We start from the raw sequence: 17203 nt of genomic DNA on the forward strand, positions 1-17203 counted from the left end.
ATGGCAAAATTGAGCCGCAGAAAAATGCTGGTTGGTGGAGCGGTGATAGCGGGAGGAATGGCTGTGGCATTGGGACGGACATCGGACAAAAGCGGACCGCGCAACCCTTATTTTCTTGCCATGCAGAAGGCATTGCGCGACGCGAATATAGCCCAGCCTGTCTTGGTGATCGACCGGGCACGGCTCAATGCGAATATCGATCAACTCATGTCTGATTTGCCAGACGGCATGGGATACCGGATAGTCGCCAAATCACTCCCTTCGCTCAACCTGATTGGTCATGTTCGTGAACGCGCAGGCACCGACCGGCTAATGACATTTAACCTGCCAATGCTGATCGCGCTGAGCAAAGCCATGCCGGATGCGAACCAGCTAATCGGCAAGCCGATGCCGGCGCAGGCAGTTAAAAATTATTTCGCTGCGCTGCCACAGGATAAAGCGGAAGCAGCCAGCAAGGTTCAATGGCTGGCTGATACACCCGAACGGCTTGATCAATATGCCGCTATTGCCGAAGCGCAAGGCACGGATATGGCGATCAATATTGAACTGGACGTGGGTCTGCACCGCGGCGGGATGGAACCCGGCGATGCGCTGACCGGCATGATGGAAAAAATCCGTCAGTCAAACCGTCTGAATTTTGCCGGTTTGATGGGTTACGAGCCGCACTTGTCCAAAATCCCCACAACATTGGGCTGGCGGGACCGGGCCAAAAACGGTGCATGGGAAGTTTATGGTTCGGCCTTGGGTGCTGCAAAGCAGGTCTTTGGAGAGAATGAGATCAAGGCCGCGACCCGCAACGCTGCCGGTAGCCCGACCTATCGCCTCTATAAGGATACCGATATCGCCAACGAAATCTCGGCCGGGTCGGCGCTGGTCAAACCGACCGACTTTGACACAGATTTGCTGGAGGCGTTCGTGCCTGCCGCTTTCATTGCCACGCCTGCGCTCAAGGTGCTTGATCAAACGCGCTTGCCGGTGATGGAATTTGCCGACGGAGCAAAGCGCGCGCTCAATCCCAATCTCGACAAGACGATCTTCATCTATGGTGGCAAGTGGATGGCCCATCCCGAAGATCCTCCCGGGCTGCGCTATAACAGCACATTCGGTCACTCCAGCAACCAGGAAATGCTGAATGGCGGCCCGGGCACCGACATCCGTCCCGATGATTTTGTCTTCCTGCGTCCTACGCAAAGCGAAGCGGTGTTCCTGCAATTTGGAGATATCGCGATCTATGACAATGGTGCGATCATCGATAGCTGGTCGGTGTTTCCGGCGAGCGCTTGAGGCGTTATTTGCCAAGATGGAGAAACACGACCGCCAAAGGCTATCTAGCAACGTCCGCTTTTACGGTCTTTGGACCGGCTGCAAACGGTGGTGCGCATCGGCCGCCATAGATGTTGAATTGTACCTAGGGTGGGGTAAGATCAGCCGATGAACGATAGTCTTATTGTCCGCACCTCCGCTTCCAGCCAGACCGGCCACCGGTTCCACTATTATGATTTCGTGATGGCGGCGTTCGTGACCGTGCTGTTGCTGTCCAATGTCATCGGTGCGGCCAAACCTACTTTCATCACCATAAGCGGCGAACAATGGATCTATGGCGCGGGGATATTATTCTTCCCGCTCGGCTATGTCATTGGCGACGTGCTGACCGAGGTTTACGGCTACGCACGGGCAAGACGGGTCATCTGGGCCGGGTTCGCGGCTTTGTTGTTCATGGCTGGCATGAGTTGGGTTGTCGTATCCCTGCCGCCGGCAGAGGGCTGGGAGGGGCAGGCGGCCTATGAAAGCGTGTTTGGCCAGGTCCCGCGTATCGTTGCGGCATCAATCGTCGCATTCTGGGCCGGCGAATTTGTGAACAGCTATGTCATGGCGCGGATGAAGGTCTGGACGCAGGGCAAGGCGTTATGGAGCCGGACGATCGGTTCAACGGTCGTGGGGCAGGGTGTCGACAGTCTGATCTTCTATCCACTGGCGTTTCTGGGCGTGTGGGAAACTTCAGCGGTGATGACCGTGATGGTGACCAACTGGCTGCTCAAAGTGCTGTGGGAAGCGGTGCTGACGCCGGTGACCTATCTGGCCGTCGGCTGGCTCAAACGGCGGGAAGGGGTCGATATCTATGATGAAGACACCAATTTCACGCCGTTCAGCACGTCATCCTGATCTAGCGTAACAGGCCCGCCTGTTCCTCGTGCCAAGCCATCCAGGCGAAGCCAATCGCAAAAATGACAATCAACGCCGGCATCATCCAGCCCCGACCGGAAATAAACTCCCAATAGCCATCGATGATGAAATAGCTGCTGAACTGCACGACTACCGCCAGCAACGAAAGAAGAAACAGGCGAACCGCGATGCGTTTGCGCATCAGCAACAGGATCGCTGCGAGGAAGCCGGCAAAAACGGCAATCGCAAAGGCCGCCATCACCCAGGACGGCTGGGTTGCCAAAAGATCTTGCTGTGCCTCGGGGAGGGCAGCAAATTGCTCCGCGCTCATCATAATCTGCTGCAAATAGGCGAATAGGCCGAGTCCATTCCACAACAAGGCGATCACAGCTGTCACCCAGAACCAGATTGGCGCTTTGCTGGTATCAGTCATATGTTCCTCCTCCCCATCCCATATGCAGGCTGCTGTTTTGAGATTTTGCCTGAAAACTATCAAGCCAAACCGATCATTGAGTGATTTTGTCAATCAGTGCAGCTCAATAAATCTATTTGAACAATATATATTTCGCCCCTATCTGAAGGTCATTGAAACAAATGGAGTCAAATATGATCGGTAGGAATATCCCCCAAGTTACCCTGAAAACCCGCGTTCGCGACGAATCAGTCGATGGCGAAAACCCCTTTCGCTGGCAAGATGTAAACACCAAGGAGTTGTTCGCTGGCAAACGCATCGCCGTTTTCTCGCTGCCAGGAGCCTTTACCCCTACCTGTTCGAACGAGCAGTGCCCGGCTTTTGAGCGACTATACGACGAATTCAAGGCGCGCGGCGTTGACGAGGTCTATTGTATCTCGGTCAATGATGCGTTCGTAATGTACCAGTGGGGCAAGTCCCTGGGCCTCGAAAAGGTCAAATTGCTTCCGGACGGATCGGGCGACTTCACCCGCCGCATGGGCATGCTGATCAAGAAAAACCATCTTGGTTTTGGTGATCGCAGCTGGCGCTATTCGATGATTGCCGATGATGGCGTGGTCAGCGCATGGTTTGAAGAACCCGGAATCAACGACGAAGGCGTCGACAATGACCCCTATGTCGAATCGACCCCGGAAAAACTGCTGAACTGGCTGGATAGCGACAAGGCGGCTCAAAAGGCGGCTTAGTAAATATCCGGACTGAAAATGAGACCGCGAGCAAGAAATTGCTCGCGGTTTTTTATTGTGTGATAGATTCCGTTCATGGAGCGGCTCAACAAACCCATCATCATGACGGCGCAAATGGGTCGGGAGGAATTCGCCTGGGCGGATAGCCAGCGCAAACGGCATTTTCCACCGGAGCGGAACATGGTCAGCGCCCATATCACCTTGTTCCACCACCTGCCGCCGCAGGCGCTGGATGAAATCAAGTCGGCTGTCGTCGCGCTTACCAGCAATATGCCCAAACCAGCGGCCAAGCTGGCCGGGTTGATCCATCTTGGCAGCGGTGTGGCCTATCAGCTGCTTTCACCAGAATTGCTCGCGATGCGGATGGAACTGGCCGACCGTTTTGCGGGCCTGCTCGTGGCGCAGGATCAACAAACGCCCCGGTTGCATATCACCGTCCAGAACAAGGTTATCCCGAGAGAAGCGCAAAGGCTGTTCGAGCAGCTATCTGGTACATTCGAGCCGCGACCTTTTGCTATCCGCGGGATCGGGCTGCATTATTATATCGATGGGCTTTGGCAGGATATCGGCGACTGGTCTTTTCGCGGGCGCTAGTGAATACCCACTTCCTTGATCGGAATCTCCGTATCGGCGAGCTCGTTCTTGTCGAGATTCAAGCCATCCACAACGGCCTTGCGGCCCTGCACATAATCTTTGGTGGCGTTCACGCAGTCGAGTGCGACGACCTTTCCGTCGCGATAATAGATCACCGAAAAACTGCGCGAGGCCGGGTCGCCACGGACCACATAGCTGTCATGGCCGCTTGATAAGCCGACCGTCTGCAACTTCAGGTCATATTGATTCGACCAGAACCAGGGTACGCTATTATATTCGGTTTCTTCACCGAGAATGTCGAGTGCAGCCACTTTCGCCTGATCATTGGCATTCTGGACCGATTCGAGCCTTATCATGGCGCCGTCGGCAAACGCGTTGCTGTGAGCAGCGCAGTCGCCGATGGCATAAATATCTTCCAGGCTTGTGCGGCAATGCTGATCGACATCGACACCATTGCCGGTCGCCGCGCCAGCCGCCACGAGCGGACCGGTCTCCGGAATAATCCCAATCCCGACCACGAACATGTCTGCGGCTAATGTCCGTCCGTCGGCAAGCGTAACCGCTGTGGCAATGCCGTCATCATTGGTTTCAAAGCCGGCCACGGTGGCTTGCAATTCTATCGTTACGCCATGGCTGCGATGCTCCGCTTCATAAAAGCGGGAAAGCGTCTCCCCGGCGACACGGGACAGAACCCGGTCGAGAGATTCGACAATAGTCACTTTCTTGCCTAGCTTTGTCAGCACTGCTGCTGCTTCCAGCCCGATATAGCCGCCGCCGATTACGACGACTGTTTCGACTGTCGGCAAGGCGGCCATGATCTTGTCGACATCGGCGCGGGACCGGACAGCATGAATATTGCGCGCCTGGCTTCCCGGACAATCGAGCATCCGCGGAGAACCGCCTGTTGCCCAGATCAGCTTGCCATAGCCAATTTCATCATCGGATGTCAGGGTGACCGTCTTGCCTGCCGGGTCGATTTTGGACACGCGGCGACCGGTTAGCAAATCAATCTCGCGCTCTACCCAGAAGCTTTCGGGGCGCAGTAAAATTCGTTCAAAAGGTTTTTCCCCGGCGAGATATTCCTTGGATAACGGGGGGCGTTCGTAGGGCGGATATTTTTCGTTGCCCAGCAAGCCAATCGAGCCCTCAAATTTCTTCTGGCGCAATGCGATAGCTGCTTGCGCGCCCGCATGGCCCGCTCCAACAATCAATATATCATAAAATGCGTTCATATCTGCCCCTTGGTGCCTTATACTGGCTTTGAAGGGGCTGTTAGCGCGGATAGTATTGGCGACGCAAGTTTTAGCGTATTTCTCGTTTGAGCTTGTTGACCAGACAGAAGGCTGTGACTATAGCGCCGCGGTCCAGACAGAGTTTTGGAGCGATTGAATCGATCGCCCGGACCGGTTGGCGGAGTAGCTCAGGTGGTTAGAGCAGTGGAATCATAATCCATGTGTCGGGGGTTCGAGTCCCTCCTCCGCTACCAACGACAAATAGCTCCCCTCGAAAATTTTGGGTTTGCGTCCGCGAACTTGAGACCGGATCAAAAGCTGCTATCACGATATGAAAAATTTCTTCACCGGCTTTGATGGCGATAGGTCTTGCTTACCGGCATCGGGCATCCCTATCTGCAATCAACAGAATCATCAGGATTGAAACATGGCTGAAACGCATCGTACAAAAATGCTCATTCTAGGCTCGGGACCGGCAGGCTTGTCCGCCGCTATCTATGGTGCCAGGGCAGGGCTGGAGCCGATCGTGGTGCAGGGCCTGCAGCCGGGCGGCCAGTTGACCATTACCACCGATGTGGAAAATTACCCCGGATTTCGCGATGTCATACAGGGGCCGTGGCTGATGGAAGAGATGCAGGCACAAGCCGAGAAAGTCGGCACGCGAATGATGTTCGACACGATTGTCGATGTCGATTTCTCGAAGCGTCCGTTCCGCCTTACGGGTGATGGCGGCGATATTTATGAAGGCGATACGCTGGTGATTGCAACCGGTGCCCAGGCCAAATGGCTCGGCCTCCCGGGCGAGGAAGAATTGTCGGGCAAGGGCGTTTCCGCCTGCGCTACCTGTGACGGATTTTTCTATCGCGGCAAGAAAGTTGCAGTGATTGGCGGCGGGAATACTGCGGTCGAGGAAGCGCTCTATATGACCAACCATAGCGATGATGTGACCCTGATCCATCGTCGCGACAGTTTGCGGGCGGAGAAAATCTTGCAGGATCGGCTCTTTGCAAATCCCAAGATTTCGGTGTTGTGGAACACGAATGTCGAGCGCTTTGTTGGCGGTGGTGACCCTGTGGGACTCGTTGGCCTGGATCTTGTTGATACGCAGACCGGTGACAAAAGCCATTTGGCGCTTGATGGGGCTTTCGTCGCGATCGGACATGCGCCCGCGACCGAGATTTTCAAGGGCCATCTGGATTTGATCGATGGCGGCTATATTCAGGTCGAACCAGGAACGCCGAAGACCAAGATCCCCGGATTATTTGCCTGTGGCGATGTCATGGATCATGTCTATCGTCAGGCGGTGACCGCTGCCGGTACCGGTTGCATGGCGGCGCTTGATGCAGAGCGGTTTCTGGCGGAACAGGAATTTGGACTAATCGCTGCGGAATAATCAGACTGCGCGCAGCTGGTCCACTATATTATTGCTAAGCCATGTTCTGGCTTCCGCATCGGCGAAGCTGTGGGAAGCGCTATCGAGCATTTCGACCGTGATAGTCGATTTTCCGCGCACCGGCTCAAAATCCAGACTGTGCCATGCAGCGAGAAAAGCGCGCGCCGTGGTGTCGCGCTTGGCCAGCAATATTACCGTCTTCTTTTCGATTGCGGGCAGGGCATCGCGCAGCCGTGCGGCAAGCGCACCGGTTTTTTGCGATTTCGCGGCATGCTTCAGGCCCGTTAGCAATTTTCCGAGATTGATCTTGCCAGAAACCAGATCGAACAAAGTTCGCGGGTTTTTTAGCCGGTCCCAATAGCGCGACCGGACTGCTGCAGGGGATATTGTCGGCTGGTCTGCTTTGGCCATATTTGCAGGTTCGATCACCCACGGATTGGCGAGTATATAACCATCAATCCCGGCAGCAGGCCCGAACAGCGCCAGAGCCGTGGCCGCATCGCAATTGCCGAATGCGATAATCTTGTTAATCTGCGAGCATTCATTCCGGAGAAACGTGACAGCGGCCGCAATTTCCTCCGCGCTCTCCAGAAAACCGTAGTTTGGGCCCGTGCTTTCACCAATTCCGCGCCGGTCATAGCGCAGTACCGGGAATCCTTGCTTCGCTATGGCTCCCGCCAGCTGCGCCATGCCCTTATGCGCGCCGGAACGAATTTCGTTGCCCCCGCTAACAATCAACAGAGCGGTTTTATTGGAACCGGAATCAAGCGTGGCTGCGAGCGTTTCACTTGCACAGAGGATATGATGAAAACTGCGTGTCATGATACCGCCCATGCGGCGATATCCCCGGCGATGGCGGAAGACATAGCGGGATTGTCATCCGGCTCGGCGCGAAGCCACAAGGCAGGGCCGTCGATACTGACGTCGCCGGGCTTATTGTCTGTTTCCAGTCGTACGATGCGCTGATTTCTCATGTCCGGTATTTCAGCGGTATTCAGCTGCGCAAACAGCTCGGGACCGATGATATTTCCGGCCAGTTCAAGCGGCCCGGCTGCGGCTTGAGCGTAGAGGTCGGCGAGACTTGTGTTTCGTCCTGATTCTTTGTCGGCAGCAACTTTTGCCCGCATCATTGTCCGCAAGATCTGTGCGCCCTTGACGGGGCTGAATATCCAGTGACGGGAATCCTGCATCGCGCTGACCGCCAATGCCCCTCCGCGGAAGGAGATGATATGCGAAATCTGGTGCTGCGCCGCGCAGGCCTGAATCGCATTTTGCCAATCGGAAAGCGTTGCCTGTTCCAGCGGAAGAAGACTTTCATTGGTTCCCGGCAGATCGAGCAAAAAGCTGCCGATGTCCAAGACCTCCAGCGATCGCATGACGTCGACCAGCATTTTGCGCATGCGGTTCATTTCATCGAACAGGGGTGGGACCAACAGTACCCGTAGCGGGGACCGAGCGGCAGCGCATAAACAAAGCTCTTTGCGATCCGCAAATTCGTAGGAGACGAATGCGGGGATGAAAGTCACTCCGTGACTTTCATCTCGGCAAAGGCGACCAGATTGCCAAAAGTTTCAAAAAGCTCGCCGTCTACCTCATCATCCTCAATCATGATGTCGAGACGATCTTCGAGTTCGGTGAGCAGTCCTGCCACCGCCATGCTGTCCAATTCGGGAAGGGCACCGAAAAGCTCGGTTTCCGCAGTGAATTCCGCGACCTGTTCTGCGCTGAGACCCAGAATATCCTGCATCACCGCGCGCACGGCGGCTTCCGGTGTTAACTTGACCTCATTCTGCATTAAAAACCCCCGAATCCCGGACAACGGCGCTTCCCTAAAGCCAAGTGCGCTTTCCGGCAAGGCCCGCGGCATAGTGGCGCAAGATTGGTAGCCAGGATAGAGGATGGTTGGGCCAGTAGAGTTCCAGCCGGTAGCGATCCCGGACGTCTTCCATCCACTCAGGCTTGTAGGCGTCGTTGCCGGTGCCAAAGTCAATCAGATTGACGCGATCGACATCGATTGCATGCTGGAACATGGCGACCGAAAGCAAGGTGCCGGGAGAAGTTTTTGTTGCATCTTCGATATGGGCCAGCTTGTGAATCAACGCTTCGCCATTTTCGACGGTCCAGAATTGTGCGGCAACCGGTTCGCCGTCTATATAGGCCAGGCCAAGGCGCATACAGCCTGCGGCGGCTTCGTGTTGCGCCAGTTTTTTCAGGAAATCCGGATTGCCTTCTTCTGGCTTCCAGCTGCGTTGGTAGACGGATTCATAATCATTCCAGTCTTCGTCCGAAAAATCTTTCTCAATCCGGACAGAAACGAGGTTTTTCTTTGCCTTGCGCCGCACGGTGTTGCGCAGCTGGCCGGGGCGATCTGCCCAATATTGATCAAAAGTGCGGCCTTTGACCCGCAGGATATGATTGTCATCGGCTTTCGACCGGAAAACGATCCATCCGGCTTGTTCAAATGCTCTCTGGGTGAGGCTTGCGGCTGAATCCTCATCGGGAACCGGGGCAATTTCGATATGATGGGAGTTTGTTTTGAGCTGTTTCGCGATATTGGCGAGCAAGCCCAATTTGGTTACTTCGTTATATTCACTCAGAAAAATCGGGCGAAAAGTAAAATTATACCAGTTGGCCAGAGCAGCGTGTCGTCCGATGCCGATCTTCATCAGAAACATCCACGCTTCTGCCTGACCTTCGGTGCTGTGGACGATTAACGGCACCTTGTCGGGGAGGCACAGTTCATGCAATTGTCGCAGCCATTCGAGCCGGTCGAAAAGGGATTTCTGGACGGTCCGGCCCAGATTTTCTCCAGCTATGGCTTGCACAGACTGGAAATTTCTATGATATTCGCTGGTCATGGTTAAGATCGTTTCTGTCACAATTTTGCTCTTTTTCCCATAGGTCATGCAATTGAATATTGATCCTCAGAATGCCGTATTTCCGCTGGACCATCTGGCCATAGGCAGGAATCCGGATGCGATCGCTCTGGTCACGCGGTCAGGTTCTCTTAGCTACAAGATGTTAAATGATCGTGTCGGAGCGCTGGCGGCCTGGCTAAAGGGCAAGGGGCTCGTCCGTGGGGACCGGGTTGCAACATGGCTTTCGAAAACAGAATTGGCCTGCATCATGCCGCTGGCTGCAGCGCGGGCCGGTGTGGTTCACGTCCCGATCAATCCATTGCTCAAACAAGCCCAGGTTTCCCATATCTTGGCCGATAGTGGCGCCAAATTTCTGATCAGCAATGCGGGGCGGATGAAAACCCTGGACGTTGGCAATATCGAGAGCGACTGTGCTTTGTTTGAAGACAAGATTGTTGCAGATGAGCTGCAATCCATAGAAACGCCGATGTCGCCGAGCGATTCCATGGTCAATACTGACGATTTCGTCGCGATTTTATACACCAGCGGTTCCACTGGATCACCAAAAGGCGTCATATTGAGCCATGCCAATCTGACATTGGGTGCGCTTAGTGTAGCATCTTATCTGGACATATATCCAGAGGACCGGACGCTCTGCGTCCTGCCGCTCAGCTTTGATTATGGCCAGAACCAGCTGTTGTCGACCTGGGCGGGCGGCGGTTGCGCGGTGCCGCTTGACTATTTGACGCCGCGCGACGTCATCAAGGCATGCGCGCGCGAGAAAATCACCACGCTTGCCGCAGTACCGCCGCTCTGGGTGCAACTGATAGAGATTGAATGGCCAGCGGAAGCCACGGCGTCAATGCGTCGGTTGACCAACAGTGGCGGCGCGCTGACCCCGACATTGGTCAGGCAGCTGCGTATGATCTTTGGTGCCGGAACCGATATTTTTGCGATGTATGGCCTGACCGAGGCGTTTCGATCCACCTATCTCGATCCGGCGCTGATCGATGACAACCCGACCAGCATGGGCACTGCGATCCCCTTTGCAGAAATTCTGGTCGTTGATGAGGAGGGGGCGATTGCGGAGCCGGATCAGCCAGGCCAACTGGTCCATTGTGGACCACTGGTGGCGCGCGGATATTGGAACGATCCCGAGCGCACCGCACAACGGTTCCAGACGGCGCCAGAAGCATCAAAATTTGGCGGCATAGCGGTTTTTTCTGGTGATACGGTGCGGCGCGGTGCCGACGGATTATTATATTTTGTCGGCCGGGACGATGCGATGATCAAAAGTTCGGGCAACCGGATCAGTCCTACCGAAATCGAAGAAATTGCTGTCGAGTCAGGAATTGTTGCCGAGGCGGTGGCCTTGGGCATCCCGGACGAACGTCTGGGGCATGCGATCCAGCTATTTGTCCGGCCCGTGGAGAAGGAGCCGGACTCTGTCGCACTGGTTGAGCAGCTCGAAAAATATTTAAAGCAGAATTTACCGAATTTTATGCACCCCAGGAATATCACGCTACTTTCTGAATTTCCGAAAAATCCCAACGGGAAACTGGATCGCAACGCACTGGCGAGCATGGCTGTCGAATGAACAAAACCAAACCCACGGGACCGATACCTCCCGGATATCATGCAATCGATGGGGAACTTGCCATTGGAGGGCGGAAAACCAGCGCGCTGGTCGCCGAACATGGATCGCCGCTTTTTGTCTATACCCGAAATGGTCTTGATGCGCGCATGGCGCAATTGCGGGCAGCCATGCCTGCCAATCTTGATATACATTATGCGATGAAGGCCAATCCCTTTCGGCCCCTTTTGCAACATATGTTAGGATTGGCTGACGGTATTGATATTGCATCCGGTGGAGAGCTGCGCATGGCTCTGGACGCTGGCGCAGCGCCGGAGAATATCAGTTTCGCCGGGCCGGGGAAGCGGGACGAGGAACTCGAGCAAGCGATCCAGGCCGGGGTTACGATCAATCTTGAATCGCCGGGCGAGTGCGATCGGGCGCTCAAGATCGGCGCTGACAATGACAAGACGCCGCAGCTTGCCATTCGCGTTAATCCGGATTTTGACCTCAAAGGGTCCGGGATGAAAATGGGAGGCGGCCCGAAACCCTTTGGGATGGATATCGAGCTGGTGGCACCGGTCGCGAAACGGATATTGGACGCCGGCGCAGATTGGCGCGGTTTTCATATTTTTGCCGGCTCTCAGGCGCTGAAGGCAGAGGCGATTATCGAAACCCAGGCGCAGACGCTGGAGCTTGCCGCGCGCCTGGCGACGGCAATCGGCCGACCGCCGGAGCAGGTCAATCTCGGCGGCGGGTTTGGCATTCCCTATTTTCCGGGAGATACGCCGCTTGATATTGTCAAAATCGGACGAGCATTGTCTGAACAGTTCAAGCAATTGCCGGACATATTATCCTCCACCAAATTCGCAGTTGAACTTGGCCGCTATCTCGTCGGCGAAGCCGGAGTCTATCTGACCCGGATCGTCGATCGGAAGGAAAGCCAGGGGCAGGTGTTCCTCGTCACCGATGGGGGCCTGCATCACCAGCTCGCCGCGAGTGGCAATTTCGGAACGGTTGTGAGACGCAATTATCCTGCTGCGATTGCCTCCAAATTTGAATCCGAGCCGGCAGAAACAGCCTCGATAGTAGGGTGCCTGTGCACCCCGCTTGATCGCTTGAGCGACAACGCAGCCATGCCCAAAGCGGACGTCGGTGACATTGTCGCGATTTTTTGTGCGGGTGCTTATGGTGCCTCGGCGAGTCCCGCAAATTTCCTCGGTCAGGGACCGGCCGAAGAGCTGTTGATCGACTAGTCTTACCATGCTTGCCTGCAGTTTTAAGCACGGCGACCGTTAATCGCATATTTGGGTAATCCTAACGCTATGTTCACTATTTTCGAGCATAGCGACCTCGTGACTTTGTGTGATTTGTCCGTTTTTCACCGAAAATGGATCGTTCACAAGAGCCAAACACGAGGTAAGAAAAATGCGTTCTGCTATAAAAAACAAGCACTTGTCGAAAATGATGGTCGGCGCGGGGATGGCATCGCTGGCTGTCGCGGGTTGTGCCGGCAATTCCAGTGGACCGCAGCTGCCTCCCGCCTCCTTTGTGTCCATGCAAGAAGGCCCGGGTGAAGAATATGTCATCGGTCCGCTCGACGAATTGACAATTTTCGTATGGCGCAATCCGGAGCTGGGCGCCAAGGTTCAGGTCCGGCCGGATGGTCGGATCACCACACCGTTGATCACCGATATGCCAGCGGTCGGCAAGACACCGGCGATGTTGGCGGAAGACCTGAAGTTGCAGCTTTCGGAATATATCAACGAACCGCTGGTTTCAGTCATTGTCAATAATTTCTCCGGAACTTTTTCGCAGCAAATCCGTGTTGTTGGCGCGACTGAGAAGCCAGCCTCCATCCCTTATCGCGCCAATATGACCCTCCTCGATGCGATGATCGCAGTCGGTGGCCTGTCAGAATATGCATCGGGCAATAGTGCACGATTGATCCGGTTTAATCGTGGCACCGGTCGCCAGGAAGAATATGCGCTGCGCATTGGTGACTTGCTGAAGAAGGGCGAAGCCCGTGCCAACGTCATGCTGCGGCCCGGTGATGTAATCATCATCCCGGAAAGCATGTTTTAACGCGCCAGTGGTGCCATTTGACAGGAACTGAAAAGACTCATGAACGGCCTTTATGACGAATTTCGAATAGCGGTTCACAGCGTCTGGAATCGGCGCTGGCTGGCTTTGGCTGTCGCCTGGGGGCTATGCTTGTTGGGCTGGTTGATAGTGGCGTTGATCCCCAACAGCTATGAATCACAGGCTCGCCTCTCGGTCGAGATGCAGTCCATTCTGTCTGACAAGGTTGGGGTTGATGCTCGCGAGCGCAAAAAGAATATGGAACGGGTCAAGGAAACACTGGCCTCGACCATCAATCTGGAAAAAGTCGTACGCGGCACTGCCCTGAACCAGTCAGTTTCGACGGATCGAGAGCTGGCTGGCAAGGTTGAGATGCTGCGCAAAAACATCGAAATAAAATCGGAAAAAGACAATCTGTTCGAGATTATCGCGACCTCGTCGGCGAGTAATTTTTCCGATGCAGAAAATGCTGTTCTGGCCCGCGATATTGTACAGAAAATGATCGATATATTTGTCGAGGAAAACTTGTCTGGTGATCGTGTCGAAACCAGCCAGACGATCAAATTTCTCGACGCGCAGCTCGCCCAGAGGGAGAAAGAACTCCAGGAAGCCGAGCAGAAGCGGGTCCAGTTCGAGACCGAGAATCTTGGATTGCTGCCTGGTGTCGGCTCGATCAGTCAGCGGATGGAGGCTGCGCGTGCCGAACTGAGCCAGATTGATTCGCAACTAAGTCAGGCATCGGGATCACTGGCTGCGCTGAACGGTCAGCTTGCAGGGACGCCGCCGACTATCGCCACACCGGGATTTGGCGGCGCGGGCGGTGGTGCTGGTGCCCAACTGGCTCAGGCAGAAGCGAAACTGGCATCGGCGCGCGCACGTGGCTGGACCGACGGCCATCCCGACATTGTCGCGATGAAGGCCGAAATTGCTGCGCTGCGGGTTCAGGCGGCCAGGGAACCAGCCGGCGGGGGCGGTGGTTATCGCACGCCAAATCCGGCTTATAGTTCGTTGCAAAGCATGCGTGCGGAACGTCAGGCAAGCGTCGCTGCATTGCAAGCGCGGAAAAATGCGCTGCAGTCGGACATGGCGCAGCTGGCATCAAAACAAACGCTGGAGCCTGGCGTTGCGGCCGAAATGTCGCGGATCAATCGCGATCATGAAGTTTTGAAAGCCCAATATGATAAACTTCTCACCGACCGTGAGCAGATTAAACTGCGCGGTCAGGTAGAATCTGAAACCGACTCGGTCAAGTTTCAGGTTATCGATCCTCCGTCGAGCCCCCGCTCGCCGGCCGCGCCAAATCGTCCGTTATTGCTGGCTATGGTTTTGCTTGTCGGCATTGGAGGGGGGGTCGGTTCGGCTTTTGCAATGGGCCAGCTACAGACCAGCTATCCAACGGCAGACAAGCTGGCAAAAGCCAGTGGTTTGCCCGTTATCGGATCCGTTTCGCAGATTTTGACTAGCGCCCAGCGCGCTGTGCGGAAGAAAAATCTGCGCCTGTTTTATGGCACAAGCGGTGGCCTCTTCGGCGTTTTCGGACTGCTGATGATCGTTGAATTCATTCAACGTGGCATGGTCGCTTGAAGGAGCCGTTATGAACAAATATACTCCTCCCCGAAAACGCGGTTCACTGCTCGAGAGGGCAGGCGAGGTTTATGAGTATATTCCCGCGGTCCGAACGGGAGAACGGTCGGATATGCGGTCGCATATTCTGCCGCCCGAGCCTTCTGAACAGCAGCCCAAAGCGATAGTCACGCAACCCGTGCAGGCATATGACGGCCCACGGGTCATTGTCGATCGCGACAAGTTGCGGGAGGCAGGATTCATTGTTCCTGACGGACCGGTAACCGGTATTTCGGAAGAGTTCCGCATCATCAAACGGCAATTGCTGCTCGCCGCGAAGGGAAGTCAGAAAACCAAGCCTGTTCCGCATGGTGAGCGGATTTTGATTTGTTCGGCTCATCCGAACGAGGGGAAGACATTCTGCGCGCTAAATCTCGCGCTATCGATCGCTGCGGAAAAGGATAATGAAGTCCTGCTTGTTGATGCGGATTTTGCCAAGCCCAGTATCTTGTCGAGCCTTGGCCTAGAGGGCAGCAAAGGATTGATGGACGCTTTGGCCGATCCGCAACTGCCGGTCGAAAACTGCATCATTCACACTGATATTCCCGGCCTTGCAATCCTGCCTGCCGGTGATCAGACCAATGCCGACACGGAATATCTGGCATCGTCCCGGACCGAGCAGGTGCTCAATCGTCTGACGCAAAATAATCCCCATCGCATCGTGATTTTCGATTCGCCACCCGCCTTGTCGGCATCGCCGGCGTCGGTTCTCGCGATGCATGTCGGCCAAGTGCTGATGGTCGTGAAGGCGGATGAAACAACCGAAACGGCCCTGCGTGATGCGCTAAGCTTGATGGGTGGGTGTGAGCATGTCCAGCTCCTCCTGAATGGCACCAAATTCTCGCCGACAGGAAGACGTTTTGGATCTTATTATGGATATGGAGAGTAAGCCATGGCCGCGCGTATAGTCAAAGGCGCCCAGAAATACGGAGCTGCCATTCTGCCGCTGCTGGGCCTTGTCGCACCAGCCGCCGAAGCACGCGATCGCAATGCCGATGTCGCTCCCTATATCCAGATCCAGCAAGTGCTGGTCGCCGATCTTAAAGACGGCAGTGATGTGCTGACCTATACGTCGGTTGCTGCCGGTATCGACAGTTCCATCCGGACGCGTGGTGCCGAGGCGCAAGTGAACGTCCGCTATGAACGCCGTTTTTTCTATCAGGACAATCTTGGTGACGATGATGTCATCAGTGGCCTTGCGAGGGGCGGCGTACATATTATTCCCGATGTTCTGTCGTTGGAGGCCGGGGGCATTGCGACCCGCAGCCGGGTTGATCTGCGCGGCCAAGCCCCATCCAATACGGTGGGCAATACCGACAATATCACGCAGGTCTATTCGGTCTATGCCGGTCCCAATCTCTCGACCCGGATCGGCGCATTGAACGTGAATGCCAATTACCGCGTGGGATATACCAAGGTGGAGAGTGAAACTGGCGGCATCCTTCCCCCGGGGCAGCTCCCAATCGACCTGTTCGACGATAGTGTAAGCCACTCGGCCAACGCCAGTGTCGGGATGCAGCCCGGCGATCTTCCTTTCGGTTGGTCGGTGGGAGCGGGCTATGAACGCGAGGACGGTGGCCAGCTGGATCAGCGCTATGAAGGCAAATATGCCCGGGCAGACGTAACCGTGCCAGTATCTTCCACTCTCGCGCTCGTCGGCGGTGTCGGATATGAAGACATCGAGATTTCGGAACGCGATGCCGTCCGTGATGTCAACGGGGTGCCGGTCATCGGTGACGACGGTCGTCTGGTAACCGATGACACATCGCCAAGATTGCTGTCCTATGATCAGGATGGTATATTCTGGGATGCTGGCGTTCTGTGGAGACCGAGCCGGCGCACCTCGCTTGAGGCGCGCTTTGGTCAGCGCTATGGCAGCGAGACCTATTACGGCAGTTTTGGTTACCAGCCTAACCAGAATACGGCACTGAATATTTCGGTTTACGACACTGTTTCGGGTTTCGGTAATTTGCTCAACGATAACCTGGCTAATCTCGGTACCGGCTTCTCGAGCACGCGCAATCCGCTTAGTGGTGAACTGAATGGCTGTGCTTTCGGTCAGACGAGCAGCCTTTGCTTCAACGACGTGCTGCAATCGGCCGCATCTTCCTCATTTCGTGCGCGCGGCGTCAACGGCCAATTGGTCTATAATTATCGCGGTTGGGAAACCGGTTTGGGGGTAGGATATGCCCGCCATCGTTTCTTTGCGTCGCAATTGGGGGCGGTCGCCCCCGTCGATGGTCTGGTTGACCAAAATTATTACGCCAACCTCACGATTGGCCGCACCATTGATGCCTATTCCAGTTTCGATGCGAATGTTTATGCCAATTTGCTCGACAGTGGATTCGTCGATGCGCCCAACGTGCTGGGGATTGGCGCCAATGCTGCATATTACCGGCAGATTTTGCCCGGATTGCAAGGCACTGCAGCGGTTGGGCTGGACAGTTTTCAGCAAGACGGTTTCGACAGCGAACTGACCGCGTCGGCTCTGCTGGGCCTCAGATATGATTTTTAGGAGCATCAACCC

General features: G+C 55.3%; 17 protein-coding genes and 1 tRNA gene. 12 read left to right on the top strand and 6 right to left on the bottom strand.

Going from position 1 to position 17203, the window contains the following annotated elements; all coding sequences use genetic code 11:
- Both ACN0WX_RS07400 and ACN0WX_RS07405 read left to right on the top strand, forming a co-directional pair.
- Window positions 1-1284 (top strand): alanine racemase, encoded by a 1284-nt coding sequence (locus ACN0WX_RS07400; protein WP_417621650.1) that lies wholly within the window; start codon window positions 1-3, stop codon window positions 1282-1284.
- A 147-nt stretch (window positions 1285-1431) separates the two neighbouring features.
- Window positions 1432-2163, top strand: a complete 732-nt coding sequence (locus ACN0WX_RS07405) for a queuosine precursor transporter (RefSeq protein ID WP_417621651.1) — start codon at window positions 1432-1434, stop codon at window positions 2161-2163.
- 1 nt (window position 2164) lies between these two features.
- On the opposite strand, the gene ACN0WX_RS07410 is transcribed toward ACN0WX_RS07405, so the two are convergent.
- A complete protein-coding gene (locus tag ACN0WX_RS07410; protein ID WP_417621652.1) occupies window positions 2165-2596 on the bottom strand; it encodes a hypothetical protein in 432 nt (143 codons plus the stop codon).
- 173 nt (window positions 2597-2769) lie between these two features.
- Between ACN0WX_RS07410 and ACN0WX_RS07415 the strand changes: the two genes are divergently transcribed.
- Complete coding sequence (locus ACN0WX_RS07415; protein WP_417621653.1) at window positions 2770-3321, top strand: peroxiredoxin; 552 nt, start codon at window positions 2770-2772, stop codon at window positions 3319-3321.
- Between the two features lie 75 nt (window positions 3322-3396).
- Window positions 3397-3915: a 2'-5' RNA ligase family protein gene (locus tag ACN0WX_RS07420; protein WP_417621654.1), complete on the top strand. Its 519-nt coding sequence runs from the start codon at window positions 3397-3399 to the stop codon at window positions 3913-3915.
- On the opposite strand, the gene ACN0WX_RS07425 is transcribed toward ACN0WX_RS07420, so the two are convergent.
- On the bottom strand, window positions 3912-5147 hold the full coding sequence (locus ACN0WX_RS07425; RefSeq protein WP_417621655.1) for an NAD(P)/FAD-dependent oxidoreductase: 1236 nt from the start codon (window positions 5145-5147) through the stop codon (window positions 3912-3914). The two genes, ACN0WX_RS07420 and ACN0WX_RS07425, sit on opposite strands and share 4 nt — an antisense overlap.
- Before the next feature lie 177 nt (window positions 5148-5324).
- Here ACN0WX_RS07425 and ACN0WX_RS07430 point away from each other — a divergent pair.
- Both ACN0WX_RS07430 and trxB read left to right on the top strand, forming a co-directional pair.
- A tRNA-Met gene (locus tag ACN0WX_RS07430) sits at window positions 5325-5401 on the top strand.
- 173 nt (window positions 5402-5574) lie between these two features.
- Window positions 5575-6540 (top strand): thioredoxin-disulfide reductase, encoded by a 966-nt coding sequence (gene trxB, locus ACN0WX_RS07435; protein WP_417621656.1) that lies wholly within the window; start codon window positions 5575-5577, stop codon window positions 6538-6540.
- On the opposite strand, the gene ACN0WX_RS07440 is transcribed toward trxB, so the two are convergent.
- The 4 genes from ACN0WX_RS07440 to ACN0WX_RS07455 form a co-directional block, all read right to left on the bottom strand.
- Window positions 6541-7362 (bottom strand): hydrolase 1, exosortase A system-associated, encoded by an 822-nt coding sequence (locus tag ACN0WX_RS07440; protein ID WP_417621657.1) that lies wholly within the window; start codon window positions 7360-7362, stop codon window positions 6541-6543. It lies immediately after the preceding gene.
- Window positions 7359-7940 (bottom strand): hypothetical protein, encoded by a 582-nt coding sequence (locus tag ACN0WX_RS07445; protein ID WP_417621658.1) that lies wholly within the window; start codon window positions 7938-7940, stop codon window positions 7359-7361. The genes ACN0WX_RS07440 and ACN0WX_RS07445 overlap by 4 nt, the downstream gene beginning before the upstream one ends.
- Before the next feature lie 122 nt (window positions 7941-8062).
- Entirely contained in the window at window positions 8063-8335 is a 273-nt protein-coding gene (locus tag ACN0WX_RS07450) for an acyl carrier protein (protein WP_417621659.1), read from the bottom strand.
- A 34-nt stretch (window positions 8336-8369) separates the two neighbouring features.
- Entirely contained in the window at window positions 8370-9419 is a 1050-nt protein-coding gene (locus tag ACN0WX_RS07455) for a GNAT family N-acetyltransferase (RefSeq protein ID WP_417621660.1), read from the bottom strand.
- A gap of 31 nt (window positions 9420-9450) precedes the next feature.
- Here ACN0WX_RS07455 and ACN0WX_RS07460 point away from each other — a divergent pair, with 31 nt between their 5' ends.
- The 6 genes from ACN0WX_RS07460 to ACN0WX_RS07485 all read left to right on the top strand — a co-directional run bounded on the left by ACN0WX_RS07460 (window position 9451) and on the right by ACN0WX_RS07485 (window position 17191).
- Entirely contained in the window at window positions 9451-10995 is a 1545-nt protein-coding gene (locus tag ACN0WX_RS07460; protein ID WP_417621661.1) for an acyl-CoA ligase (AMP-forming), exosortase A system-associated, read from the top strand.
- Window positions 10992-12227 (top strand): pyridoxal-dependent decarboxylase, exosortase A system-associated, encoded by a 1236-nt coding sequence (locus ACN0WX_RS07465; protein ID WP_417621662.1) that lies wholly within the window; start codon window positions 10992-10994, stop codon window positions 12225-12227. Before ACN0WX_RS07460 ends, ACN0WX_RS07465 begins: the two co-directional genes overlap by 4 nt.
- Window positions 12228-12435: 208 nt before the next feature.
- Window positions 12436-13056, top strand: a complete 621-nt coding sequence (locus tag ACN0WX_RS07470; protein WP_417621877.1) for an XrtA/PEP-CTERM system exopolysaccharide export protein — start codon at window positions 12436-12438, stop codon at window positions 13054-13056.
- Window positions 13057-13095: 39 nt separating this feature from the next.
- Window positions 13096-14637, top strand: a complete 1542-nt coding sequence (locus ACN0WX_RS07475; RefSeq protein WP_417621663.1) for an XrtA system polysaccharide chain length determinant — start codon at window positions 13096-13098, stop codon at window positions 14635-14637.
- A 10-nt stretch (window positions 14638-14647) separates the two neighbouring features.
- Window positions 14648-15565 (top strand): AAA family ATPase, encoded by a 918-nt coding sequence (locus tag ACN0WX_RS07480; protein ID WP_417621664.1) that lies wholly within the window; start codon window positions 14648-14650, stop codon window positions 15563-15565.
- Between the two features lie 3 nt (window positions 15566-15568).
- A complete protein-coding gene (locus ACN0WX_RS07485; protein WP_417621665.1) occupies window positions 15569-17191 on the top strand; it encodes a hypothetical protein in 1623 nt (540 codons plus the stop codon).
- Window positions 17192-17203: the final 12 nt, after the last annotated feature.

Source organism: Parasphingorhabdus sp., from assembly GCF_048269915.1.
Taxonomy (GTDB): Bacteria; Pseudomonadota; Alphaproteobacteria; order Sphingomonadales; family Sphingomonadaceae; genus Parasphingorhabdus.